We start from the raw sequence: 24,282 nt of genomic DNA on the forward strand, positions 1-24,282 counted from the left end.
CAGCTATCGGGAGTCGTCGGATGAAAACGGTGGGCGTGATCGGTCTGGGCAACATGGGGCGCGGCATGGCGGGTTCGCTGCGGCGCGGCGACTACACGGTGCTCGGCTATGACGCGACGCCCGGCGTGGCGCTCGCGCTGGCCGAACAGGCGGTGCTGTCGGCGCGCGATTCGGTGGCCGAGATCGCGCGCGACGCCGACGTGCTGCTGCTGTCGCTGCCGACCTCGGCGGTGGTCGAGGCGGTGGTGCTGGGCGCGGGCGGCGTGCTCGAGCACGCGAAACCGGGCACCATCGTGATCGACACCACCACGGCCGATCCGGACAGCACGCGGCGCGTGGCGGCGGCCCTGGCCGAGCGCGGCATTGGGTTCGTCGACGGCCCGGTGAGCGGCGGCCCGAAAGGCGCGGCTACCGCCACCATGACCATGGTGCTCGGCGGCTCGGACAGCGATATCGCCGCCATCGAGCCGATTCTCGCGACGATCAGCGCCAAGCGCGTTCATGTGGGCCCGGTGGGCGCCGGTCACGTCACCAAGCTGCTCAACAACCTGCTGACCGGCGTGCACCTGCTGGCCGCCAGCGAGGCGGTGCGCACCGCGCGCGCGGCCGGCGTCGATCCGGAAAAGCTGGTCGAGGCGCTCAACGGCGGCTCCGGCCGCAACAGCGCGACGCTGACGAACTACCCGACCTGGATCTTCAACGGCAAGTTCGATTCCGGTTTCACGATGAAGTTGATGCGCAAGGACGTGCGGCTCGCGCTGGGCCTGCTCGACCAGTTCGACAGCGTCGCGCCGGTGGCGCGCGAGGCGGCGCGCGTGTGGGCCGCCAGCGAGGGATCCGTCGCCGACGGCGAGGACTTCAACCGCATCGTCGACTTCCTCGACCCGGCGTGAGGCCCGGCAGCCCGCGCCGCGATCCCGCTCGACTCACATACACGGACACCTGACATGACCCAGCACGCAGACCAGTTGCTTGCCGCCTTCGCGCATTTCTTCCCCGGTGCCGCCACGATCGGCTCATATGTCGACGGCGAGCTCGTCGCCGGCCGGGGCGACACGATCCAGCTTTACGATGCGGCGACGGGCGAGGCCACGCTCGCCTATCGCGACGCCGGCGCAGCCGCGATCGACCACGCGGCCGAAAGCGCGCGCCGCGCGCAGCGCGAATGGTGGGCGCTCACGCATGCCGCGCGCGGTCGCGTGATGCAGGAGGTGGCGCGCGCGATCCGCGCCGAGGCCGAGGCGATCGCGCGGCTGGAGGCGCTGGGCTCGGGCAAGCCGATCCGCGACTGCCGGGGCGAGGTGGGCAAGGTCGCCGAGATGTTCGAGTACTACGCGGGCTGGACCGACAAGTTCTACGGCAGCGTGATCCCGGTGCCGACCTCGCACCTCAATTACACGCGCCGCGAGCCGGCCGGCGTGGTGCTGCAGATCACGCCCTGGAACGCGCCGGTGTTTACCTGCGGCTGGCAGGTGGCGCCCGCGGTGGCGATGGGCAACGGCGTGCTGCTCAAGCCCTCGGAACTGACGCCCTTCACGTCGCTGGCGGTCGCCAGGCTCGGCGAGCGGGCCGGGCTGCCGCGCGGCCTGGTCAACGTGCTGGCCGGTTTCGGTCACACCGCCGGGCAGGCCGCGATCGCGCATCGCGTGGTCGGCAAGGTGGTGTTCGTCGGTTCGCCGGCCACCGGCGCGCGCATCGCCGAGGCCGCCGCGCGCCGCGTGCTGCCGTGCGTGCTGGAGTTGGGCGGCAAGTCGGCCAATATCGTGTTCGCCGATGCCGACCTCAAGCGCGCCGCGCTGACTGCCCAGGCGGCGATCTTCGCCGGCGCGGGCCAGAGCTGCGTGGCCGGCTCGCGTCTGCTGGTGCAGCGCGCCGTCTACGACGAGTTCGTCGCGATGGTGGCGGCCGGGGCGAAGAAGATCCGTGTCGGCGCGCCGCTCGACGAGGCGACCGAGGTGGGCCCGATCAACAATCGCAAGCAGTACGACCACGTGATGTCGATGATCGAGAGCGGCGTGGCGGCGGGCGCCACGCTCGCCAGCGGCTCGCCCGGGCGCGTCGCGGAGGGCAGCGGCGGCTACTTCGTGGCGCCCACCGTGCTGGCCGGCGTGTCGAACGCGATGGATGTGGCGCGCACCGAGATCTTCGGGCCGGTGGTGGCCGCCATTCCGTTCGACACCGAGGATGAGGCGATCGCGATCGCCAACGACACCGACTTCGGCCTGGCCGGCGCGGCGTGGACCACCGACGTGGCGCGCGCGCATCGTGTGGCCGCGCAGGTGAAGGCCGGCACCTTCTGGGTCAACGGTTACAAGACCATCAACGTGGCATCGCCGTTCGGCGGCTACGGCATGAGCGGCTACGGCCGCTCGAGCGGGGTCGAGGCGCTGTACGAATACACGCAGACCAAGAGCGTGTGGGTCGAGACGGCCGAAGCGCCGCCCACCGCGTTCGGTTATCTGTAACCACCGGCCCGCATTCGACGGCAGCCGGGCTTCAAGGGGAGACTCGTCATGGAACACGCACTGGGTATCGAGCGGCGCGAACTGGGCGGCGCGGCCACCGCCAAGGTTCTGCTATACGCGGCCGGCATCCTGCTGGTCGCCGAATGGATCGGCTCGTTCACGTTCAAGCTCGGGCCGGGCAAGGTCGTGCTGCTGCCGATGATCTGGGCGCTGCTGCTCGGCGCGGCGGTAGGGCTGGCCAGCGCGCGCTGGAACGGCAGTGCGCGCCTGAGCGTGCCCGACCAATTCTTCGCGGCCGCGATCCTGCAGCCGGCGCTGCTGCTGTTCGTCTCCAAGCTCGGGCTGATGGTGGGCAGCGCGCTGCCCAAGCTGGCGTCGGCGGGCTGGGCGCTGGCCTTCCAGGAATTCGGCCACTTCGTCGGCACCATCCTGCTCGGCCTGCCGCTCGCGTTGCTGCTCGGCATCAAACGCGAGGCGATCGGCGCGACCTTCTCGGTGGGCCGCGAGCCGAGCCTGGCGATCATCGGCGAGAAGTACGGCATGGATTCGGCCGAGGGCCGCGGCGTGCTGGCCGAGTACCTGACCGGCACCGTGTTCGGTGCAGTGTTCATCGCCGTGTTCGCGGGTTTCGTGAGCAGCCTCGGCATCTTCGATCCGCTCGCGCTGGCGATGGGCTCCGGCGTCGGCTCGGGCAGCATGATGGCGGCCGCCTCGGGCGCGATCGCCGCGCAGCAGGACCCGGAGACGGCGAAATCGGTGCTCGCGTTCGCCGCGGCCAGCAACCTGATCACCACCACCATCGGTACCTACTTCACGCTTTTCATCTCGCTGCCGCTCGCGGTCTGGGGCTATCGCGTGCTGGAGCCGCTGATCGGCCGCACCACCAAGGCCTCGGCGCAGCCCGAGGCGGCCAGCCCGTCGCTGGGCGACGTGCGGACCGAGGCGCCGGCGCTCGGCTACGGCGGCAAGCTGCTGGCCTGGATCGTGACGGCCGCGATGGCGCTGGTGTGCGACTGGATCGCCCACGGCACCACGCCGCTCGCGGGACTGCCGGGAATCGCGATCATGGTGTGCGCGACGATCGTCGGCGATGCGCTGGCGCGTGTGACGGGGCGACGGATTCCGGCGGTCTGCTGGGTATCGGTGGTGGCGATGTCCCTGACCTCGCCGTGGTGCCCGTGGGCTTCGCAGATCGCCGCGCTCAGCTCGCACAACGATTTCCTCGGGGTGACCACGCCGATGCTGGTATTCGCGGGGCTGTCGATCGCCAAGGACATCCCGGCGTTCCGTCGGCTCGGCTGGCGCATCGTGCTGGTGTCCTTCGTGGCCAATGCCGGTACCTTCATCGGCGCGACCCTGGTGGCGCAACTGTTCCATATCTGATGCCTCGCGGCGCGGCGGCGACCGGCATGGACCGGCCCGCCGCCGTATCGCGACGACGACAAAAGCGCTTCCCTCCGCATGAAACTGATCGATTCCATCGTCGCGCACGCAGACGAACTGACGGCGATCCGCCGCGATATTCACGCCCATCCCGAGGTGGGCTTCGACGTGCTCCGCACTGCCGAACTCGTTGCCGGGCGGCTCGAGCAATGGGGTTATGCCGTCACGCGCGGCGTCGGCCGCACCGGCGTGGTCGGCACCTTGAAGCGCGGCAGCGGCCCGCGCGCGATCGGCCTGCGCGCCGACATGGATGCGCTGCCCGTGCAGGAGGCCAACACCTTCGCGCATCGTTCGACGGTGCCCGGCGCGATGCATGCGTGCGGCCACGACGGCCACACCGCCATGCTGCTGGGGGCCGCGCGCCATCTGGCGCGGCATGGCGAGTTCGACGGCACCGTGCAGTTGTTCTTCCAGCCGGCCGAGGAAGCGGGCGGCGGCGCGCGCGCGATGATCGACGACGGCCTGTTCAAGCGTTTCCCGGTGGATGCCGTGTTCGGGTTGCACAACTGGCCCGGCATCGCGGCCGGCGATTTCGCGGTGCGGCCGGGGCCGCTGATGGCCTCGACCAGCCTGTTCCGGATCGACTTGCGCGGTGCCGGCTGCCACGCGGCCATGCCGCACCTGGGCCGCGATCCGGTGTTCGCGGCGGGCCAGGTGCTGAATGCGCTGCAGGGGATCGTCACGCGCAACCGAAATCCGATCGACGGCGCGGTGCTGTCGGTCACGCAGGTGCATGCGGGCGAGGCGATGAACGTGGTGCCGACCGATGCGTGGCTCGGCGGCACGGTGCGGACTTTCTCCGATGCGACGCTCGACCTGATCGAGACGCGCATGCGCGCCGTGGTGGCCGCGACGGCCGCAGCCTTCGATTGCGAGAGCGAGGTGGATTTCCAGCGCCAGTATCCGGCCACCGTGAACGACGCCGAGCAGACTGCGGTGGCGGTGGCGGTGATGCGTGAGCTGGTGGGCGACGCGCATGTGAACGCAGCCGTCGATCCGACCATGGCGGCGGAGGATTTCTCGTTCATGCTGCGCGAGAAGCCGGGTTGTTATGCGTTTCTCGGGAATGGCGCGGGAGATCATCGTTTGCATGGGCATGGCGGCGGGCCTTGCCTGCTGCACAACGCCAGTTACGACTTCAACGATGCGTTGCTGCCGGTGGGGGCGAGTTATTTCGTGAGGTTGGTGGAGCGGGTGTTGGGGCGGTAGGGAGGCGGTGCCGGCGCTGCAGGGGGAATTGACGCCGCTTTTCGCGACATCATGGCCAGTGACGATTTTATTTCGTAGCACGAATGGAAATGGACTGGATTCCGTGGAAGTTTTCAGGTTTCGCGTCGGTGTTGGCCGATGAAGCGACATTCGTACTTCGCAAACGATGACGACCTTTGCTCGGTTCTGCGGCTGTACCCGACCGCTTCGCGCATTTCTCGATCCCTGCATCATCGATGTGACAAGTGCGTGTCATCGGTGAATTTGTTATTTTCCGCTTGATTGGATCCCTATCTCACTGGATAGAATGCACCCCGTTCCTGATGAATACGGAACGGATAGTACATTTTATCGCGTTGACGAAAGCTAAAAACAGGGGATCCAGACATGCGAGACAAAGGAGCATCGACGATGCTGTCCGAGGAAATCGTCGCACTCGGCGACATCGACAATGTTGCACGACGCCATTTCGTGATGGGGCTCGGTGCAACGCTTCTGGCCGGATGCGGCGGCGACGGCGGGAACGCGGCGACAGGCGGTGAGCGTGCATCGGCGAACAACGGCGGCCAAGCGTCCGCAGTGGCCCCGGCTTCGGACGGTATCGACGCAGGTGCGAAGTCGGCAGGCACTGCCCAAACCCGCACCTTCGTGCATCCTGGCTTGCTGCATACCGAGGCGGATTTCGAACGCATGCGCGCGAAAGTCGGCGCGCAAGCTTCCCCGTGGATCGACAGCTGGAACGTGCTCGTTGCCAACGGTCACACGCGCCTGACGAACAACCCTAACCCGCAGGTCGGCATCTATCGCGGCAACGATCCGACGCATGGTCAGAACTACGGCGCCCTCTACAACGACATCGCCGCCGCTTACGGCGACGCGCTGCGCTGGAAGGTGTCGGACGACAAGCGCTACGCCGACAAGGCAGTGGCGTATCTGGACCGATGGGCCTCGACGCTGACGACGCTCGGCGGCAGCGACGTGGCACTCGCTGCCGGCATCTATGGCTACGAGTTCGCCAACGTAGCCGAAATCATGCGCAGCTACAGCGGCTGGAGCCCGGCCGGCCTCGCCGCGTTTCAGGCGATGATGCGCAATGTCTTCTACCCGGTCAGCCATGCTTTCCTGACCCGTATCGATACCGCGATGGACACGCACTACTGGGCCAACTGGGGACTGGCCAACGTCGCGTGCGTCCTGGCCATCGGCGTGCTGTGCGACGATGCCGGGCTCGTCGACGAGGCCGTCACCCATTTCAAGACCGGCGGCAGTAACGGCTGTATCCGGCAAGCCGTGTACTACATGCACCCCGGCAACCTCGGGCAATGGCAGGAAGCCGGCCGGGACCAGGGGCACAGTGTGCTGGGCATTGCATTGACGGGTGCCATTTGCGAAATGGCGTGGAATCAGGGCATCGACCTGTACGGCTACGACAACAACCGCTTTCTGGCGGGCGCCGAATACGTGGCCAAGGCCAACCTGAAGCAGGCAGACGGCGCGTTCTACACGGTGCCTTTCGTCACGTACCAGAACAGCGCCGGCGTCATCCAGACGCAGTTCGCCGCCGGCGGGCAAGGCGGCGCGCTGGGGCGGCCCTGCTGGGCGCTGGTGGCCAACCATTACATCAACCGCAAAGGCCTGGCGGCGCCTTACACCAAGCGCGCAGCCGAACTCGTGGCGCCGGAAGGCGGCGGCGGCAACTACGGCCCCAACAGCGGCGGCTTCGACCAGCTCGGCTACGGCACGCTCACCTGCACGCTCGACCCCGGCCCCGCTGCCGCCACGCCGACCGGCCTGACCGGCTACGCCAGCGCGGGCAAGGTGGTGCTGTCGTGGTGGGGCAGCAGCGATGCCACGAGCTACAACGTCAAGCGCGCGACCATTGCCGGTGGACCGTACAGCACCATCCAGAGCGGGATCACCGATCTGCTGACCTATACCGACATGCCAGCCGGTGCCGGTACGTATTTTTATGTCGTGACAGCGCAAACGATTGCGGGCGAATCGGCGCACTCCAACGAAGTGAAAGTGATCACGGCGCAGCAACTGCTTGCGCACCTCACCTTCGATGAAGGCAGCGGCGCCACGGCCGCCGATCGTTCGGGCAACGGGCGCAACGGCACGCTCAACGGCGCAACGTGGGCAGCGGGGCGCAACGGCAACGCGGTCTCGCTCAATGGCTCGGGCGCGTATGTGGCGTTGCCCGACGATGTGCTGACCGATGTGTCGGACTTCACCATCGCCAGCTGGGTGTTCTGGAACGGCTCGCAGACGTGGGCACGCCTGTTCGACTTCGGCACGGGCTTCCACCGCTACATGATGTTCACGCCACGCGGGCAGTCGCGCAACGGCTGGGCCGGCATGCGCTTCGCGATGACGGCCAACGGCCCCGGCGACGGCCCTCCGGAACAGATCATCGACGCCCCCGCCGAGTTGCCGAGCAAGCGATGGGTGCATGTGGCCGTCACGCTCTCGGGGTCGACCGGCACGATCTACGTGGACGGCACGCCCGTCAGCACCAACACGGCGATGTTCCAGGCGCCGTTCCGCCTTGGCGGTACCACGCAGAACTGGCTGGGCAAATCGCAATACAGTGCCGACGCCACGTTCAACGGCCTGATCGACGATTTCCGCATCTATCGCGGTGCGCTCGACGCTGCGCAGATTGCATCGCTCATGGCGAATTGATTGCGCGGGGCCCGGTGGCGGGCCCTGCGATGGACCTCTTCCTTCAAGGACTTTTCGGATGACTATGTTTTCTCGGCGATGGATTGCCGCTGCGGCGATGGCGTGTACGTTATGGGGCTGCGGTGACGGATCCGATAGCGCGACGGGCGTGACCAATCTGGGCGCCAATGTAGCCGCCAATCGCGGCCAGATCGGCGGAATCGGCAGCGGCAGCAATCAGCCGGCGGCCAGCTGGACCAGCGTCAAGTGGGGCGGGGGCGGCTACGTCACCGGCCTGATCTATCATCCGACCAACGCGAGCCTGCTGTACGCACGCACCGACGTCGGCGGCGCATACCGCTGGAATGCGACCAGCTCGACGTGGACGCCTATCACCGACGGCATTGGTTTCGGCGCAGGGGAGGGTGATTTCCACGGCATCGAAAGCCTCGCGCTCGACCCGAACGACGATCAGCTCGTCTACATGATGGCCGGCGTTACCGTGACGCAGGGTCACAACGGCCGCATCTACATCTCCAGCGATCGTGGCAACAGCTGGACGCACTACGATCTGCCGTTCCCGGTGGGCGGCAACGACAACGGCCGGGCCACCGGCGAGCGCCTGCAGGTGGACCCCAACCATCCGTCGACGCTGTTCTATGGATCGCGCACGGCCGGCCTGTGGAAGAGTACCGATTCGGGCCGCACGTGGGCGCAGGTCACGGGTCTGTCCTCCACCACGATCGGCGGCGGCAATTCCCCGATCGGCGTCGAACAGGTGATCTTCGATACGTCGGGCAAGGGTAGCGGTCAGCCGACCTGGATCATGTGGGCCACCGTCGCCCCGGACTACGCCAACGCGGCGGGCCTGACGTCGACGCTGTACAAGTCCACCAACGGCGGCTTCTCGTGGACCCCGGTGCCCGTCCCGCCGACGGTGTCCGGCTACTACATCCCGCACGTCGTGCGCACGTCCGACGGCAACTTCTACGCGGTGTTCAACGCGGGCGTCGGCCAGGGCATCGGCGGACCGAGCTATCTCTACAAGTTCGGCGGCAGCAACGACGGCAACTGGACGCTGCTCAACCGTTCCAGCAGCAACGGGTTTGGCGGCCTGTCCGTCTCCGGTCTGGGCTCGTCCGCCCGAATCGCACTGGGCATGACCGGCTGGAGCGACACCAGCAAGACCATCCAGCTGTCCGACGACGGCGGCAGCACGTGGCGCGAAATCGAGGCCGGCATGCCGCATACGGGCACTGCGTCGGATGGCTGTGCCGGCTGGGTGGAAAGCGTCGCCATCGACCCCGCCAATCGCGATCACGTCATGCACGTCCACGGCGGCGGTATCTGTGAAACCATGAACGCGTCGTCGCCCACGCCGACCTGGAGCCCCAAGGTCGACAACCTCGAGGAAACCGTGACGCTCGCGCTCGTCACGGCGCCGCCCGGCGCGTCGTACAACTTCATCAACAGCGCCGGCGACATCGGCACGTGGGTCAATACGGACCTGTCGACGAGGCCGACGAAAGGCCCGTTGAACACGTGGAGCAGCGGCAATTCGGCCGATATGTCGTGGTCCGATCCAACGTACATCGCCGCCGCGGGCGTCGACAACGCCAACGGCCATGCCACCAAGGGCTTCTGGTCGGGCGACGGCGGCAATAGCTGGGCGACGTTCGCGTCGCTGCCCAACGGCGCCGCGGCAAGTCAGAGCAACGTGGGCAACCTGGCGGTCTCGTCCCGCAACAACGTGACCTGGGCACCGCCGGACTCGGTGCCGTCGTACACCACCGACAATGGCGCCAGCTGGACGGCGACCAACCTGCCGGCGTTCGGCGCCACCTGGAACGGCTTCCCGCGTGCCTATCGGCTGGCCGCGGACCGCCAGAACCCGAACAAGGTCTATGCGTACGATTCGGGCGGTGCGTCGTGGAGCTGGCAGCGCGGCAAGATCTACGTGTCGAACGACGGCGGCCATACGTTCACGCTGAGCCAGGGCTCGGTGAACGCGAATCTGGCGTGGAATGCGTGGCGGGATACGTCGATGGCGGTCAATCCGAATGCGGAGGGCGATCTTTGGCTGGCCGACGGCACCGCCGTGTACCACTCGGTGGACTCGGGGGCGACCTGGGCGAAGCTCGGCGCCTTTGCGTCGGTCAACGGCACGCCGGGCGCCACCGTGATCGCGTTGGGCAAGGCGCCGACCGGGTCGCCGTACTCGGCCGCGGTCTACGTGGAAGGCACGGTGAACGGCGTCTGGGGCATTTACCATTCCGACGACGGCGGCGCAACGTGGGCGCGCTTCAACGACGACGCGCACCAATTCGGCGACTCCGGCGTGATGGCCGGCGACTGGAACACATACGGCCGGATTTACGTCAATGGCGCCGCTCGCGGTCTGATCTTCAGCAATTGAGGGCGATCGGCGTGTCGACCGTCCGGTTGCGGTTTGCAACCGGACGGAACGCGTGGTTGATTGGCGACACGGACGAGGATCTCGTCCTTGTCAGCGGGTCCGATCCGAGCAGCGCAACATCGGCCGCACGTCCGAAGAAGCGCATGCCGCGCTCGACGAGCGCCGCCAGTCGGGCAAGGCAGTGATGGACATCGGGTAGTTCCCGCCGGGCATTCATGCGACGCAGACGCCGGGCCGGCGATGCGCACGCGTCGCCGTGTCGAAGCGCTGACGCGCGCTACGCCCGGCACGCCGGCGTGTCCGATCGAAGGCATCCCGCACGAGGACTGAGCACGTGTGCCCGCGTGTAATCGAGCGCATTCATGACGATGATTCACATCGAATGCCGATCGACATGCCGGCGCCCGCACCGAAGCCGCGCCGAGCGGGTTCCGGTGCGGGCGTCTCGCGGGCTAGAAGCGATGCAACATGCCGATGCGATAAACCATCTGGTTCGGCCCGGACGACGCGCCAGCCGATGCGTCCACGATCTGTGCTTCGTCAAAGCCGGTGCCGGTACGAGCGCTGACGACATGCTGCCACGCACCTTGCAGATACAGCGAAGTGCGCTTGCTCAGGTCATAGTCGAGCATCATGCCGATCTGGTGCCACTTGGGGACATATTTCGTGTCGGACGTGTACAGATGCGCGATGGTGAACGTGTAGGACGCGCCCAGCCATAGGTCGTGAGTGAAGTAGTACTGAGCATTGAGTTCGAAGTTGTCGAATTTCCACGCATTCCACGTCGCGCCGTTCTGCAGGGTGGAATCGTCGATCCATGCATTGCCGGTGGGGTTGTAGACATCGACATGGGACCACGCGGCGCCGACGAGTACGTGGGTAAACTGGTAGGAAGCCGCTACGCCGATGTCCTGCTGGGACGACCCGTTGAAGAGATCGCCACCGTTGACCGCGCCACCCGCGGCGAGCCCCGGATTGTCGAGCTTCAGGTAGGACGCCGCCGCGGTCAGGTTGCCGCTCTGGTAGTTCAGCGTGGCGCCCCAGACGCGATTGTCCGAGAATCCGCCGGGCTGGTTGCTTAAGCCGTACATCGCTTCCGCCGTGAGTCCGCGGTATGTCGGAGTGACATATTTGACGGCATTGTCGACGCGGAAATCCCAGTCCGTATTGTCGTTGTCGAACGGGTGGGTAGCGATGTCGCCCGCCCAGTTGCCGGCCGCCGTGATACCGCCGAAGCCGAGCGCGTCGACGCTGGTGTCGTACTGGCGTCCGAGCGTGAGCGTGCCATACCGTGAAGACGACAGGCCCACGAACGCCTGGCGGCCGAACATGCTCGAGTCCTGACCGAGCTTGCCGCTGTTCACGTTGAAGCCGTTTTCGAGCTGAAAGATGGCCTTGTCGCCGCCGCCCAGGTCTTCACTGCCTTTCAAGCCCCATCGGCTGCCGAACGTGTCTCCGCTCGACATCTGCCATGCGCGATGGCCGCCTGCGTTGCTCGTGAAGTTGAGCCCTTCGTCTATCAGCCCGTACAGCGTGATGCTCTGCTGGGCATGCGCCGCACCGGCGAGCAGGAGTGCCGGCGCGAATGCGAACCAGCACGGTTTCATCGATCGACGTTTCATTTCGTTGCCCTGATGGTGTGGTTGGGTAGTCGGCGCCGGATGGCGCTGACCTCGATGTCGTCCCGAAATGCGATCTCGGCGGACGAGGCAGTGTAGGCGGAGGAAAAGCGGGCGCCGCAACGTGCATGGAAAGACTCTCTTTCAGTATTCGAAAGTCTCGTGCAGCGATGGGCGCCACGCGTAAAGATAGGGATGCTTTGGAGTCGTCTGGCGTATCGAACGCTTTGCGATGTGTCGTTTTCCGTTTTTCGCCGGTTGACATGAGGATTTTATTCGCGTGACACGTCGACATATCGGAACGGAATGTCGGGGCAAAGCGCACGAGGAAACGGTCGCGCGTGCCGTCGACGATCGAGTCGCATCAACAAAAAAACGCGCGCGGCCGCGAGGCTCGCGCGCAAACTCGGAGAACGTGTGCCGCAGACGATTCAGTTGCCGTTCGACGCGACGGTATTGGCTGCACCGGCACAATCGTGCTGATACTTCTGCATCAGGCGCGCCTGTGCCGAATCGATGTCGTCCGGATAGCTGCTCTCGTCGCCGGACGACGGGTTGTAACCGACGGACTCCAGCTCGTTCAGTTCGTTGACGAGCTGCCGGTGGGAGACCGGGCCTTTCGTATGCACGAACGGATAGTCATGGCATTGCGCCGACGTGAGCGTCGTCTCGGCATGCGCGGAGACGCTCAGTGCGAGCATGGCGGCGCAGACGACGTAACGGACGGGATGATTCATCTTCGGCTCCTGGATAGCGTTGGGTAGAGGCCGTACGGCAGGATGCCTGCGTCGGCCGCGAGACGAAGATTAGGCACGGCGGACTATCTAAACGGCAGCGCGATGATGAAAGATGTTTTAGGCAAGCACGGTTCCGTCCGTGCATCGGCTGCCGCATGGGAATCTAAAGAATCCTTCATGTGCGTGTTTCCGGATGGTTAGGCGCTGCGGCGTATCGTCGAGCGACGAATCGATCGACGCCGTGCGCCGCGCGGTACACACTGGGGTAATGCAATGAAATCGACGGTCATGACGACTGGACTGGTCGCGCTGATGTATGCGTCGCTGCCGGCGTTCGCGAAGGTGCAGGGAACCGGGCTCGCGATCGCCGACGTGACGCTCGCGCATGCGAAAGCCGAACGGACGGATCGCGCGATCGATGCCGCACGCGATCTCGCGTCGCATCGTGCGGACGGATCGGGCACACGATCTCACCCGCGCTGATCGCGCGTTGCGGCGCTCGGTTCGCAGCCGGTCGCGCCGGCCGGTGCGCATGAATGGTCGCGGTACGGCATCGTGTCGCAAGGGCCCGCATGCCGCGTCGTTCCCGGACTCCGTTGCGACGGCGCACCGGCCAGGATTGAAGACGGCCTGGACGCCATGCTGCCGGATATGAAACTTTCTTCACGAAGCCGATGTGCATCTTTTACGCGTGCACGCATAAGCTCTGCACGAGCGCGTTCGGTCGTCGGATATCGACGCGCATACGTCCCTTCGACGAAGACGAGAATCGTACATGGCATCATCCGCTTCCCCGGGCCACGAGCCCATCTCGCGTGACACGCTGGCCGAGGAGCGTACGGCCATCGCGCACGTCCTAACGATCGAGGACGACGAAATCACCGCGAACGAAATAGTCAGGGAGCTGGAGGGGCGCGGCTTTACGGTCGAATGGGTGGCGAACGGGCGCGATGGGATGGCGCGCGCGCTCGGCAACGAGTTCGACGTGATCACGCTCGACCGGATGCTGCCGGTCGTCGATGGCCTCACGATCCTGACCACGATGCGCAGCGTCGGCGTGCGCACACCCGTGCTGATGCTGAGCGCGCTCGGCGATGTCGACGAACGGGTGCGCGGGCTGCGCGCGGGGGGCGACGACTACCTGACCAAGCCGTTCGACCCCGAGGAAATGGCCGCGCGCCTGGAGGTGCTGCTGCGCCGGAGCCAGGCCGCGCCGGCTCCGTTCGACACGACGCTGGTCGTCGGCCCCCTCAAGCTCGACCTGATCTCGCGCAAGGCGTTCCGCGACGGCGAGGAAATCGTGCTGTTGCCGACCGAGTATCGCGTGCTCGAATACATGATGCGCAATGCCGGGCAAACCATTACGCGGACGATGTTGTTCGAGGCCGTATGGGGCTATCACTTCGATCCCGGCACGAACCTGATCGAAGTGCACATGGGCCGGTTGCGCAAGAAGATCGATCCCCCCGATGCGAAGCAGATGATCCAGACGGTACGCGGCGCGGGGTATCGCCTTGGCTGAACCGGCTACCGCGGCGTGCGCCGCCCATCAGGTCCAGCCGGCACCCGCGCGACGCTGGTACTCGAGTACGTTTCGGCTGGTGTCGGTCTATGCCGTCACGTTCTCCGTGTCGGTCATGCTGCTGCTCGGTTTCATCGCATCGGTGATCACGCACGACATGGAGCGGGAAACCGACACGGTGATCGATTGGCAGATGATCTATTTCGATTCGATACGGGACGACCAGCTTGCTGCCGCGATCCTGCACCGGATCGAGCACGAGCGGATGCATACCAACTACTACGGGCTCTTCGCCGCGGACGGCACGCATATTGCCGGCGATGTGCTGGCGTTGCCCGCCGGCCTGCAGCCGAACCGCAGCGGCGTGACGCTCGATCACACGATGCCGATCGCGGGAGACCAGGTGCCGCCGGTCGTCCGCACGATGGCGGAGCGGCGTGCAAACGGCGACGTGCTGGTGCTCGGACGCGACCTCACGCACATCCTGCGAATCCGCGCGGCGATCATCCAGGCGCTGGTCGGCGGCGGGCCGCTCTGTCTTGGCACGGGCGTCGTGGGCGGCCTGATGCTCAGCGTGCGGCAAATGCGGCGTCTGAAGGAAGTTCGGCACATCACCCAGTGCATTGCGCAGGGCGATCTCGGCCAGCGGCTGCCGGTGGGCGGACACGACGAGATCGATCTGCTGTCCCATCTCGTCAATCACATGCTCGAGGAGATCGAGCGGCTGATGAACGAGGTAAAGGGCGTCTGCGACGGCATCGCGCATGACTTGCGGACGCCGCTCGCACACGTGCACACGCTGCTCGCGCAGGCGGCGCAGCGCGCGGAGCGGTTCGACGATGCCGTGCTGGCGCGTCTCGTCTCGCGTGCACGCAACGAGACCGACGTGTTGCTCGATCGTTTCCGGGCGATGCTGCGTATCGCCGAAATCGGTTCGTTGCAGCGGCGCGGCGGATTTGCGGAGCTGTCGCTGGAGGATCTGGTGGTGGACATCGGGCAGTTGTTCGAACCGCTCGCGGACAGCCGCGCGATCCACTTCGTGCAGTCGGTCGAGCCGGTGGCGCGGATTCACGGCGACCGCGCGCTGTTGTTCGAGGCGCTGAGCAACCTGCTCGACAACGCGCTCAAGTACACGACGGCGGGCGATACGGTGCGCCTGGAACTTCACGACACGCCGTCCGGCCCGCGCATCGACGTGATCGACAACGGCCCGGGCATCGCAGCCGACGAACGCGACGCGGTACTGCGGTATCGGTACCGCAGCCGCCGCACCGGGCATCTCGCCGGGGCCGGCCTCGGCCTGAGCATCGTGTCGACGGTCGTCAACGTGCACGATTTCACGCTGCGGATCGGCGATGCCGCGCCCGGCACGCGCGTGACGATCGAATGCTGGCCGAGGTCGCTGGGATGATGGCCGTCCGGACGACGCTGCACGCGATCGCATTTTGCAGCCACGAGGCCGGCTGACGATGCGCATCCTGCTCGTGACTTCGCCGCATCCGGAAGCGTCGTGGCTGCACAAGGCGCTGCAGGAAAGCGGGCACAGCGTGCAGCGCGCCGACGATCCGCGCGACGGTCTGTTCCTCGCGTCGCAGGAGGCGTTCGACGCGATCGTCGCGACCGCGTTCGAGCCCGGCGGCGAGGCCGCGTTGCTCGGGACGCTGCCGCGTTTCGTTGCCGACAGCGGCGGCGCCGCGCTCGTGGTGCTGTTCGGCGAGGCGTCGGCGCGCGAACGCATCCATATGTTGCGCGCGGGCGCCGATGCGTGTTTCTGCGCACCGTATTCGTTCATCGAGCTGCACGAACGCCTGGAGGCGTTGCAGCGGCTGGCCGGGCCGCGCGATGCGGGTCGTTCGATCGCGGGTGCGTCCGCCGTCGGGACACTCGCGCGCGAGCTCAAGGACGGCAAGCTGCGCCTCGCCGTGACGCGCCGGGAATTCCTGTTGCTCGAATGCCTGATGCGCCATCCGAACGCGCCGGTGCCGCGCGACCAATTGATCCGCTATGTATGGCAGGACAAGGAGGATGTCGATCCGTCGAGCGTCAATCTCGTGGTGTCGCGACTACGCCGTAAGCTCGCGCGGCATCTGCCCGACGTCCGCATCGATACGGTGAGCCGCTATGGCTACCAGGTGACGCTGCCGGACGCATGAGCGCGCGGTGTCGGCCGCGCGACCGTCGTGCGTTTACGAGCCGAAGAAGGGCACGCAGAAGTCGGGCGGGCCGACACAATTGCCGGGGCCGTCGGGCTGCGCGGCGGCACAGGCGGACAACATGACGCCGGCGGCAAGCGCGACGAGCGTGAGACGGGCGGAACGGGCGAGCAGGGGAAGCCGCTTCATGGATGGCGGGCAATTCGGGGGACAGCCGGCGTGCGCCGGGCAGCGCCCGGCCGCACGGTCGCACCCGTCAATGCGCATAGAGCGTGGAGTTCAGGTACTTGAGCTGCCCGTCCTGTTCGGCCTGCACGAGCTCGGCATGGACTTCGGCGCGGGTCTTCTCGTGGATCGGCTGGCCGTAGGGCGGCACCCACTGGCCGGCGGCCTGAGTGCCAGGCGCGCCGTCCTTGGTGGCGGCCGGCGACATCGGGATCGGCTGGCTGCCGGTCAGGGCAAACGCGGGAGCGGACAGCGTGCCGATTGCCGCAAGCATGGCGGCGGCGACGATGCTGGTGGTTTTCATGTTTGGAGTCCTCATGATGATCGACTGGGCATCTCCCCGCGGCGCGGCGTGTCGATATCGGCATCGCGCCGGGGTTGAGGACGAGCATAGAGGAGGGGCGTTAACGGATCGGCATACGCAACGTGAAAAGAAATTCATGCACCGGCGCGCATTCGCGGGGACGTGAAACCGGGATGTCGTCAAGATGAAGCAGGTTTCATTTTTCGGGCCGTTTCGATAACGGCGCTGTCATGCCCGCTGCCTAAATTGGGCGCCATCGCATCGCGCACGAGCGGCCATGTCGCGCGGGCCGGCGATGCGAGCAGACCGATCCACTCCAACGAAACCATCATGAAGAAATATCTGGCAATTCCGGCAGCCGTCGCGTGCCTGCTGGCGAGTTCGGCGCATGCGCAGAGCAGCGTGACGCTGTACGGCACGATCGACGCGGGCCTGGACTACATCAGCAACCAGAAATCGGCCGCGGGCGCGGGGCCCGTCTACGGCCTGCAGAGCGGCAACGTCAGCACGTCGCGCTGGGGGCTGCGCGGCAACGAGGATCTCGGCGGCGGCCTGGCCGCCGTGTTCACGCTCGAGAACGGCTTCAACGTCGCGAACGGCAAGCTCGGCAACGGCGGCGACGAATTCGGCCGCCAGGCGTGGGTCGGCCTCGCGAGCCGCCAGTGGGGCACGGTCACGCTCGGCCGCCAATACGATTTCCTGGTCGACTTCGTCGCGCCGCTGTCGGCGACGGGGTCGGGATTCGGCGGCAACCTCGCCGATCATCCGTACGACAACGACAACCTCGCCAACGACACGCGGATGAACAACGCGGTGAAGTTCCGCAGTGCGAACTACGGCGGCTTCACGTTCGGCGGCGCGTACGGCTTCAGCAATCAGGGCGGCGGGTTCAGCAACGACAACGCATACAGCGTCGGCGCGCAGTATGCGAACGGCCCGGTCGACCTCGCCGTCGCGTACCTGCAGTCGAACCAGCCGGGCGGCGTGAACGCGCCGCAGAACACCGGCGGCTCGTTGAGCAGTTCGGATGGCGACGCGATGCTGGCCGGCGGCCGCTGGCGCACGTTCGGCGCTGGCGCGCACTATGCATTCGACCATGCGTCGATCGGCGTGGTCTACACCAGAACGATCCTGAACGACCCGCGCGAGCTGTCGCAGGGCGGCGCATACGGCCGTGTGAACGGCCAGTTGCTGACCTTCAGCAACTACGAACTGAACGGACGCTACTTCGTCACGCCGGCTTTCTCGCTGGGCGGCGCCTATACGTTCACGCAGGGCCGCTTCGACGATGCGGGCCGCAGCGTCGCGCCGAAGTGGAACCAGTTCATGCTGCAGGCCGACTATGCGCTGTCGCGCCGCACCGACCTCTATCTGGAAGGCGTGTACCAGCGCGTGACAGGCGCCGACGGCGTCGCGGTGCTCGGCAACGCAGGGATCTTCAACCTGGCAGCGTCAGGCAACGATCGTCAGGCCGTGGTCGCAGCCGGCATCCGTCACAAGTTCTGAGCCGCCAGTCCGGCGTAAAAAAACGGCACCCGTCATCGCGACGGGTGCCTTGAAATGCGACACGCTTCGTCCATGTCGCGAAGGATTCAGTCCGTTGAACGAGCCGGCAGCGCGGCCTGTGCTTGCGTATCGGCTGCGACTTCGTCTGCCGACCACCCGCCGCCCAGCGCGGCGATCAACCCCACCGCCGCCAGTTGCCGGCGCGTGTTCAGCTCCAGCATCGCGATCTTCGTATCCAGCTCGGTGGCTTGCGCCGTCACCACGTCGAGATAGCTGACGACACCGTCCCGATAGCGCGACATCGACAGCTGCAACGTGCGTTCGGCCGCGTCGAGCGCTTCCTGCTCGCGATCGGCTTCGTCGCCGAGGTGGTGCGTGAGCGCGAGGTTGTCTTCCACCTGCCGGCACGCGTCGAGCACCACCGCGCGGTATTTCGCGCCGTTCTCGGCCAGCTGTGCGCGCGCCTGGTCGGTGAGCGCCTCGCGCCGGCCGCCGTCGAACAGCGTCAGCGCGAGGCTGGGCCCGATCGACCAGATCTCGTTCGGCGCGCTGAGCCAGTGACCGAGGCCCGAGCTCTGGTAGCCGCCGACCAGCCCGAGCGTGATGTCGGGGAAGAACGCCGCGCGCACCACGCCGATCTTCGCGTTGGCGGCGGCCATGCGCCGCTCGGCGGCCGCCACGTCGGGACGCCGCTGCAGCAGCGTCGCGGGAATGCCGGGCGGGATCGTCGGCAGATATGCCGCATTCAGATCCGGCGTCAGCGAGAACGACGACGCCGGCACACCCGCGAGCGTCGCGATCGAATGCTCGTAGAGCGCGCGCCGCGCCCGGACGTCCTCGGCCGACGCGCGGGCCGCATCGAGCTGCGTTCGCGCGCGCGAGACGTCGAGGTCGGACGCGATGCCGCCCGCGTGCCGGCTCATCGTCAGGCGCAGCGCGCGCCGGTAGGTGTCGATCGTGTCGGTCAGCAGCCGTTGCTGCTGATCGAGCCCGCGCAGGCTGAAGTACGCGCTTGCGAGGCTCGCCTGCAGGCTCAGCCGCACCGACGCGAGATCGTCGGCGCTCGCCTGGGCGTCGGCTCGCCCGGCCGCGACCGCGTTGCGGACTTTCCCCCACAAGTCGAGGTCGTAGTCGAAGCCGGCGTCGAGCGTGTCGGCGCCATAGACGTTCGGCTGGTTCGAGCCGCGCAGCGGCCGCGTGGCCGACTGACGGTTGCTCGAGACCTGCGCGCCGAGGCCGATGGTCGGGAACAGCCCCGAGCGCGCCTGATCGAACAGCGCGGCCGCCTCGTCGTGGCGGGCCACGGCCGCGGCCACGTCGGGGTTGGCCACGCTCACCTGCGCCTCGAGCCGGTCGAGCACGGGATCGCGGAACGCCTTCCACCAGCCGTCGCGCGCGATGCGGTCGGCCGGCTTCGCGGCCTGCCAGCCGTCCGCTTCCTTGAAGCTGGCCGGCAGCGCCGTCTGCGGCGCGTGATAGGCGGGCGCGAACGAGCACGCGGACAAGAACGCGACGCCGGCGAGCAGCGCGCAGAGCCGAAGCCGGTTAGCCATGCGAGCGCTCCGTGTCGCGCGCCGCCGACGCGACGGTGCGGGCCGGCGCCGCGAGCCTGACCGGGTCGCCGGCCTCGAGCGAGTCGGGCGGGTTGTCGATCACGCGATCGTCCGGCGCGAGGCCGGTCGCGATCTGCACGTGCGTACCGAGGTCGGTCGCGATCGTCACGGGTTTGAATACCGCGCGATTGTCCTTGCCGACCACGGCGACCTGCAGGCCGGCCTGCCGGAAGATCAACGAGCTGGCCGGAATCGTCAACGCTTGGGCGCTGCCGGCCGGCAGCGCGAAATGCACTTCGGTGTATTCGCCGGGAATCAGCTTGCCTGCAGGGTTGTCGACCATCAACTGCACGAGCAGCGTGCCGGTCGAATCGGCGATCGAGTCGTCGGTGTCGGCGAGCGTCGCACGGAAGGTCTCGCCCGGATGCTCCGGCACGGTCAACGTGGCCGTCATGCCGGGCCGGATCGCGGCGGCCTCGTTCTGCGGCACGCTCACGTAGACGCGCATGCGGTGGACGTCGGACACGGCAAACAGCTCCGGGCCGGCGCCGCCGCCGGCCGAGATCAACTGGCCGATGTCGGTCTTGCGCGCGGTGACGACGCCGTCGAACGGCGCGACGATACGCTTGAACGCCTCGAGCGCGTCGAGGCGTCGCACGTTGGCCTCGTTGGCGGCGACGATCGCCTGCTTGGCCGCGAGGTCGCTGGTCTTTTCGTCGGTTTCCTGCTGCGACACCGAATCCTGCGCGAGCATCCTGGTCCAGCGCGCGGCCGTGGACGCGGCAAGCTTCTCGTTGGCGAGCGCGCTCTGCAGGTCGGCGCGCGCCTGCTGCAGTTGCTGGTCGAGTTCGGGCGTATCGATCAGCCCGAGCAACTGCCCCGACTTCACGTGCGCGCCGATATCGGCGTACCACGCATGCAGGTAGCCCGACACCTGCGCGTGGATCGGCGCGCGCTCGAACGCGGACAGGTGGCCGGGCAGCACGAGCGTTGCGCCGTCGCCGCCGGTCGATGGCGTGTACGCGACCACGGTCGGCACCGCTTGTTCGGCGGACCACCGGGTCATTTCCTGTTTCGCGTGCGCGCGGCCGACGATGCCGGTCGCCACGATGCCGACCGCGATCAGCGCGGTGAGCGTGGCGACGAGCTTGAGGTTGGGCAGCCGTTTCGGCGACTTGATATCGATCTCAGTGGACATGGGAAGCTCCGGACGCGGAAGGGGAGGAAGCGCGGGACGCGTCGTGCTTCGGCGCGTCGCGCCGATGCACGAGGCTGAACACGACGGGAACGAAGAACAGCGTCGCGATCGTCGCGCACGCGAGGCCGCCGATCACGGCGCGGCCGAGCGGCGCGTTCTGTTCGCCGCCGTCGCCGAGGCCGAGCGCCATCGGCGCCATGCCGATGATCATCGCGAGCGCGGTCATCAGCACCGGGCGGAATCGCGTGAAACCGGCTTCGAGGGCGGAGGCGAGCGCGTTGCCCGTTTCCGCCAGGCGCTCGCGCGCGAAACTGACGACGAGGATCGAGTTGGCGGTGGCCACGCCCATGCACAGGATCGCGCCGGTCAGCGCCGGCACCGACAGCGGCGTATGCGTGGTGAACAGCATCCAGACGATGCCGGCCAGCGCCGCCGGCAGTGCCGAGACGATCACGAATGCGTCGGCCCACGAGTGGAAGTTCACGACGATCAGCAGGTAGATCAGCACGATCGCGCCCACGAGGCCGAGCAGCAGGCCGGCGAACGCGCCGTTCATGGTCTGCACCTGGCCGCGCAGCGTGACGGTCGAGCCCTTGGGCACGTCCTTCGCGGTGGCCTTGACGATATCGTCGATGTCGGCCGCGACCGCGCCGAGGTCGCGCCCCTGGGTGGTCGCGTAGATGTCGAACAGCGGTTCGATGTTGTAGTGCGACACCACCGCGTTGCCGACACCCCGCGTGATCGTGGCCAGGCCGCCCAGCAGCTGGGACTGGCCGTTCGCGCCGGTGACCGGCAGGTTCCGCAGCGCCGACAGCGTGGTCATCCTGTACTGCGGCGTTTGCGCGACGATCGGATAGGACACGCCGTTGCGCGGGTTGAGCCAGTAGGTCGGGTCGACCTGGCTCGTGCCGGCGAGCGTCGCGACCACCGAGTTCGTCACGTCCTGCTCGGTGATGCCGAGCTGGTCGGCGCGCGTGCGGTCGACCGTCACCGTGAACTGCGGATAGGTGCTGGCCTGCTGGATGCGCGGGTCGGCGACCCCCGCGATCAGGCGCAGCTTGCGGTACAGCTCGCGCGCATAAGCGAGGTTGGCCTGCTGGTCGGGGCCGGCCACCTGCAGGTCGACCGGGGCCGGTGCGCCGAAGTTGAGGATCTGGCTGACGATGTCGGCGGGCAGGAACGAGAACGTGGTGCCCGGATAGGCGCGCGGCAGGCGTTCGCGCAGCGTGTGCACGTAGTCGGCGGTCGGCGCGTGATCGCGCGACAGCGAGATCAGGATGTCGCCGTCCTGCGGCCCGAGCGTGCCGCTGTTGTTGTAGGTCAGGTTGATCCCGCTGTTCGGCAAGCCGATGTTGTCGATCACTTCGCGCAATTGCGCGGGCGGAATCACGCCGCGAATCGTGTTTTCGATGCGGTCGAGCTCGGCGGCGGTTTCCTCGACACGCGTGCCGACCGGCGCGCGCACGTGCAGCGCGATCTCGCCGGAATCGATGGTCGGGAAGAAATTGCGGCCGAGCGACGGGGCGAGCAGGAAGGACGCGGCCACGATGCAGAGGAAGGCGACGACGAACGGCTTGCGGCGCGTGAGCGCGAGGCCCAGCAGGATCCGGTACGACGCGCGCACGGACTCGAAGCGGCGCTCGAACGCACGCTGGAATCGCACCAGCGGATTGCGCGACGGCGGGACGTCGTGCGCGCCGGGGTGACCCGCGTGCGAGTCCATCACCGCGGCCAGTTCGCCCGATGCGTGACCGGCCGACGCATGCGGCTTGAGCAGATATTGCGCGAGCATCGGCACGAAGGTGCGCGACAGCACGAACGACGACACCATCGAGAAGATCACCGCCTTGGCCATCGGCACGAACAGAAAGCGCGAGATGCCGTCGAGCATCAGCATCGGCACGAACACGATGCAGATGCACATCAGCGAGACGAGCGCCGGCATCACGATCTGTTTCGCGCCGTCGACGATCGCGGTGCGCGTGTCCTTGCCCTGTTCGAGGTGCCAGTTCACGTTCTCGATCGTCACCGTCGCATCGTCGACGAGGATCCCGACCGCGAGCGCGAGGCCGCCGAGCGTCATCACGTTCAGCGTTTCGCCGGTGGCCGCGAGCAGCGCGATCGCCGAGAGCACGGCCAGCGGGATCGACGCGGCGATGATCAGCGTCGAGCGCCACGAGCCGAGGAACAGCAGGATCATCAGCGAGGTCAGCGCGGCCGCGATGATGCCTTCGCGCGCCACGCCGCTGACGGCGCCGTTCACGAAGGTCGACTGGTCGCCCATCGTGACGAGCTTCAGGCCCGGCGGCAGCGTCTGTTCGACCAGCGGCAGCTTCGCCTTCACGCCCGCGATGATGTCGAGCGTCGATGCCGAGCCGTTCTTCAGGATGCTCATCAACACCGCGCGGTGGCCGTCCACGCGCACGATGTTGCCCTGCGGCGGGTAGCCGTCGCGCACGTGGGCGACATCACGGATGTAAATCGTCGTGCCGCCGACGGACTTGATCGGCAGGTCGTTCAACGCGTCGAGCGCGAGCGGGCTGTTGTTGAGCTTGATGTTGTATTCGAAGCGGCCGATCTTCTGCGTGCCGGCCGGGATGATCTGATTCTGCTGCGCGAGCGCGTGCGCGACGTCCTGCGCCGACAGCCCTTTCGATTGCAGCGCCTGCGGATCGAGGTCGATCTGGACTTCGCGCGTCTTGCCGCCGTACGGCGTCGGAATCGCGACGCCCGGCACCGATAGCAACTGCGGCCGAATGAAGTTGACCGCGTAATCGCCCAGCTTCTGTTCGTCGAGCGTGTTGCTGGTCAGTGCGATCTGCAGCACGGGCACGGTCGACGCGTTGTAGTTGAGGATCTGCGGCGGCGTGGTGCCGGGCGGCATCTGCTTGAGCACCGTCTGCGAGATCGAGGTGACCTGCGCGGTCGCGGTGCGGATATCGACGGTCGGCTGGAAGAAGATCTTCACGATGCCGTAGCCGCGAAACGATTGCGACTCGATATGCTGGACGTCGTTGACCGTCGTGCCGAGCGTGCGCTCGTAGTAGGTGATCACGCGCCCGGACATGTCGTCCGGCTGCAGTCCGGCGTAGTTCCAGACGACGCTGATCACCGGGATGCGGATGTCCGGGAAGATGTCGATCGGCGTTCGGACTGCGGCGAGCGGGCCCGCGATCAGGATCAGCAGCGCCAGTACGACGAACGTATAGGGCCGCGTGAGCGCGAGCCGGACAATTTTCAGCATGAGGTGCTGCTCCGTTCAAGATCG

The 24,282-nt window shown here is 67.1% G+C and carries 18 protein-coding genes and 1 pseudogene; 12 read left to right on the plus strand and 7 right to left on the minus strand.

Features of this window, described 5'->3' with window-relative positions; all coding sequences use genetic code 11:
• Positions 1-20: 20 nt before the first annotated feature.
• The 7 genes and pseudogenes from WT53_RS19300 to amiE all read left to right on the plus strand — a co-directional run.
• Positions 21-893, plus strand: a complete 873-nt coding sequence (locus WT53_RS19300) for an NAD(P)-dependent oxidoreductase (RefSeq protein WP_034204625.1) — start codon at positions 21-23, stop codon at positions 891-893.
• 54 nt (positions 894-947) lie between these two features.
• Positions 948-2,465 (plus strand): aldehyde dehydrogenase, encoded by a 1,518-nt coding sequence (locus tag WT53_RS19305; protein ID WP_034204626.1) that lies wholly within the window; start codon positions 948-950, stop codon positions 2,463-2,465.
• 48 nt (positions 2,466-2,513) lie between these two features.
• Complete coding sequence (locus WT53_RS19310; RefSeq protein ID WP_034204627.1) at positions 2,514-3,848, plus strand: DUF3100 domain-containing protein; 1,335 nt, start codon at positions 2,514-2,516, stop codon at positions 3,846-3,848.
• Positions 3,849-3,926: 78 nt separating this feature from the next.
• Positions 3,927-5,117 (plus strand): M20 aminoacylase family protein, encoded by a 1,191-nt coding sequence (locus WT53_RS19315; protein ID WP_034204628.1) that lies wholly within the window; start codon positions 3,927-3,929, stop codon positions 5,115-5,117.
• A 411-nt stretch (positions 5,118-5,528) separates the two neighbouring features.
• Complete coding sequence (locus WT53_RS19320) at positions 5,529-7,802, plus strand: LamG-like jellyroll fold domain-containing protein (protein ID WP_034204629.1); 2,274 nt, start codon at positions 5,529-5,531, stop codon at positions 7,800-7,802.
• The gene (locus WT53_RS19325; protein ID WP_230624765.1) at positions 7,759-10,197 is read left to right on the plus strand and encodes a dockerin; all 2,439 of its coding nucleotides are present in this window, start codon (positions 7,759-7,761) and stop codon (positions 10,195-10,197) included. The genes WT53_RS19320 and WT53_RS19325 overlap by 44 nt, the downstream gene beginning before the upstream one ends.
• 171 nt (positions 10,198-10,368) lie before the next feature.
• Positions 10,369-10,527: pseudogene (gene amiE, locus WT53_RS34435) on the plus strand (aliphatic amidase); the annotation flags it as partial.
• Between the two features lie 122 nt (positions 10,528-10,649).
• Here amiE and WT53_RS19330 read toward each other — a convergent pair.
• Together WT53_RS19330 and WT53_RS19335 are read right to left on the minus strand one after the other, a co-directional pair.
• A complete protein-coding gene (locus tag WT53_RS19330; RefSeq protein WP_034204631.1) occupies positions 10,650-11,819 on the minus strand; it encodes a porin in 1,170 nt (389 codons plus the stop codon).
• Positions 11,820-12,247: 428 nt separating this feature from the next.
• Positions 12,248-12,553: a DUF4148 domain-containing protein gene (locus WT53_RS19335; RefSeq protein ID WP_034204632.1), complete on the minus strand. Its 306-nt coding sequence runs from the start codon at positions 12,551-12,553 to the stop codon at positions 12,248-12,250.
• Positions 12,554-12,841: 288 nt separating this feature from the next.
• Here WT53_RS19335 and WT53_RS19340 point away from each other — a divergent pair, with 288 nt between their 5' ends.
• From WT53_RS19340 to WT53_RS19355, 4 genes are all read left to right on the plus strand, one after another.
• Positions 12,842-13,036 carry a hypothetical protein gene (locus WT53_RS19340; RefSeq protein ID WP_257127852.1) on the plus strand — a complete coding sequence of 65 codons (195 nt, stop codon included), beginning with the start codon at positions 12,842-12,844 and terminating at the stop codon, positions 13,034-13,036.
• A gap of 361 nt (positions 13,037-13,397) precedes the next feature.
• A complete protein-coding gene (locus tag WT53_RS19345) occupies positions 13,398-14,075 on the plus strand; it encodes a response regulator transcription factor (protein WP_034206160.1) in 678 nt (225 codons plus the stop codon).
• Positions 14,068-15,486: a HAMP domain-containing sensor histidine kinase gene (locus tag WT53_RS19350; protein WP_060261103.1), complete on the plus strand. Its 1,419-nt coding sequence runs from the start codon at positions 14,068-14,070 to the stop codon at positions 15,484-15,486. The genes WT53_RS19345 and WT53_RS19350 overlap by 8 nt, the downstream gene beginning before the upstream one ends.
• A 58-nt stretch (positions 15,487-15,544) precedes the next feature.
• Positions 15,545-16,228, plus strand: a complete 684-nt coding sequence (locus tag WT53_RS19355; protein WP_034204635.1) for a response regulator transcription factor — start codon at positions 15,545-15,547, stop codon at positions 16,226-16,228.
• 33 nt (positions 16,229-16,261) lie between these two features.
• Here WT53_RS19355 and WT53_RS33875 read toward each other — a convergent pair whose 3' ends face one another.
• Together WT53_RS33875 and WT53_RS19360 are read right to left on the minus strand one after the other, a co-directional pair.
• Entirely contained in the window at positions 16,262-16,417 is a 156-nt protein-coding gene (locus WT53_RS33875) for a hypothetical protein (protein WP_179949032.1), read from the minus strand.
• A 67-nt stretch (positions 16,418-16,484) separates the two neighbouring features.
• Positions 16,485-16,757, minus strand: a complete 273-nt coding sequence (locus WT53_RS19360) for a DUF4148 domain-containing protein (protein ID WP_034204636.1) — start codon at positions 16,755-16,757, stop codon at positions 16,485-16,487.
• 330 nt (positions 16,758-17,087) lie between these two features.
• Between WT53_RS19360 and WT53_RS19365 the strand changes: the two genes are divergently transcribed.
• The gene (locus WT53_RS19365) at positions 17,088-18,263 is read left to right on the plus strand and encodes a porin (protein ID WP_034206161.1); all 1,176 of its coding nucleotides are present in this window, start codon (positions 17,088-17,090) and stop codon (positions 18,261-18,263) included.
• 86 nt (positions 18,264-18,349) lie between these two features.
• On the opposite strand, the gene WT53_RS19370 is transcribed toward WT53_RS19365, so the two are convergent.
• Genes WT53_RS19370 through WT53_RS19380 form a run of 3 tightly spaced genes read right to left on the minus strand, consistent with a single transcriptional unit; the run spans position 18,350 to position 24,258 of the window.
• Positions 18,350-19,816: an efflux transporter outer membrane subunit gene (locus WT53_RS19370; RefSeq protein WP_034204637.1), complete on the minus strand. Its 1,467-nt coding sequence runs from the start codon at positions 19,814-19,816 to the stop codon at positions 18,350-18,352.
• Positions 19,809-21,014 carry an efflux RND transporter periplasmic adaptor subunit gene (locus tag WT53_RS19375; RefSeq protein ID WP_034204638.1) on the minus strand — a complete coding sequence of 402 codons (1,206 nt, stop codon included), beginning with the start codon at positions 21,012-21,014 and terminating at the stop codon, positions 19,809-19,811. The genes WT53_RS19370 and WT53_RS19375 overlap by 8 nt, the downstream gene beginning before the upstream one ends.
• On the minus strand, positions 21,004-24,258 hold the full coding sequence (locus WT53_RS19380; protein WP_034204639.1) for an efflux RND transporter permease subunit: 3,255 nt from the start codon (positions 24,256-24,258) through the stop codon (positions 21,004-21,006). Before WT53_RS19380 ends, WT53_RS19375 begins: the two co-directional genes overlap by 11 nt.
• Between the last annotated feature and the right edge of the window lie 24 nt (positions 24,259-24,282).

Source organism: Burkholderia sp. MSMB2157WGS (assembly GCF_001532755.1).
Classification (GTDB): domain Bacteria; phylum Pseudomonadota; class Gammaproteobacteria; order Burkholderiales; family Burkholderiaceae; genus Burkholderia.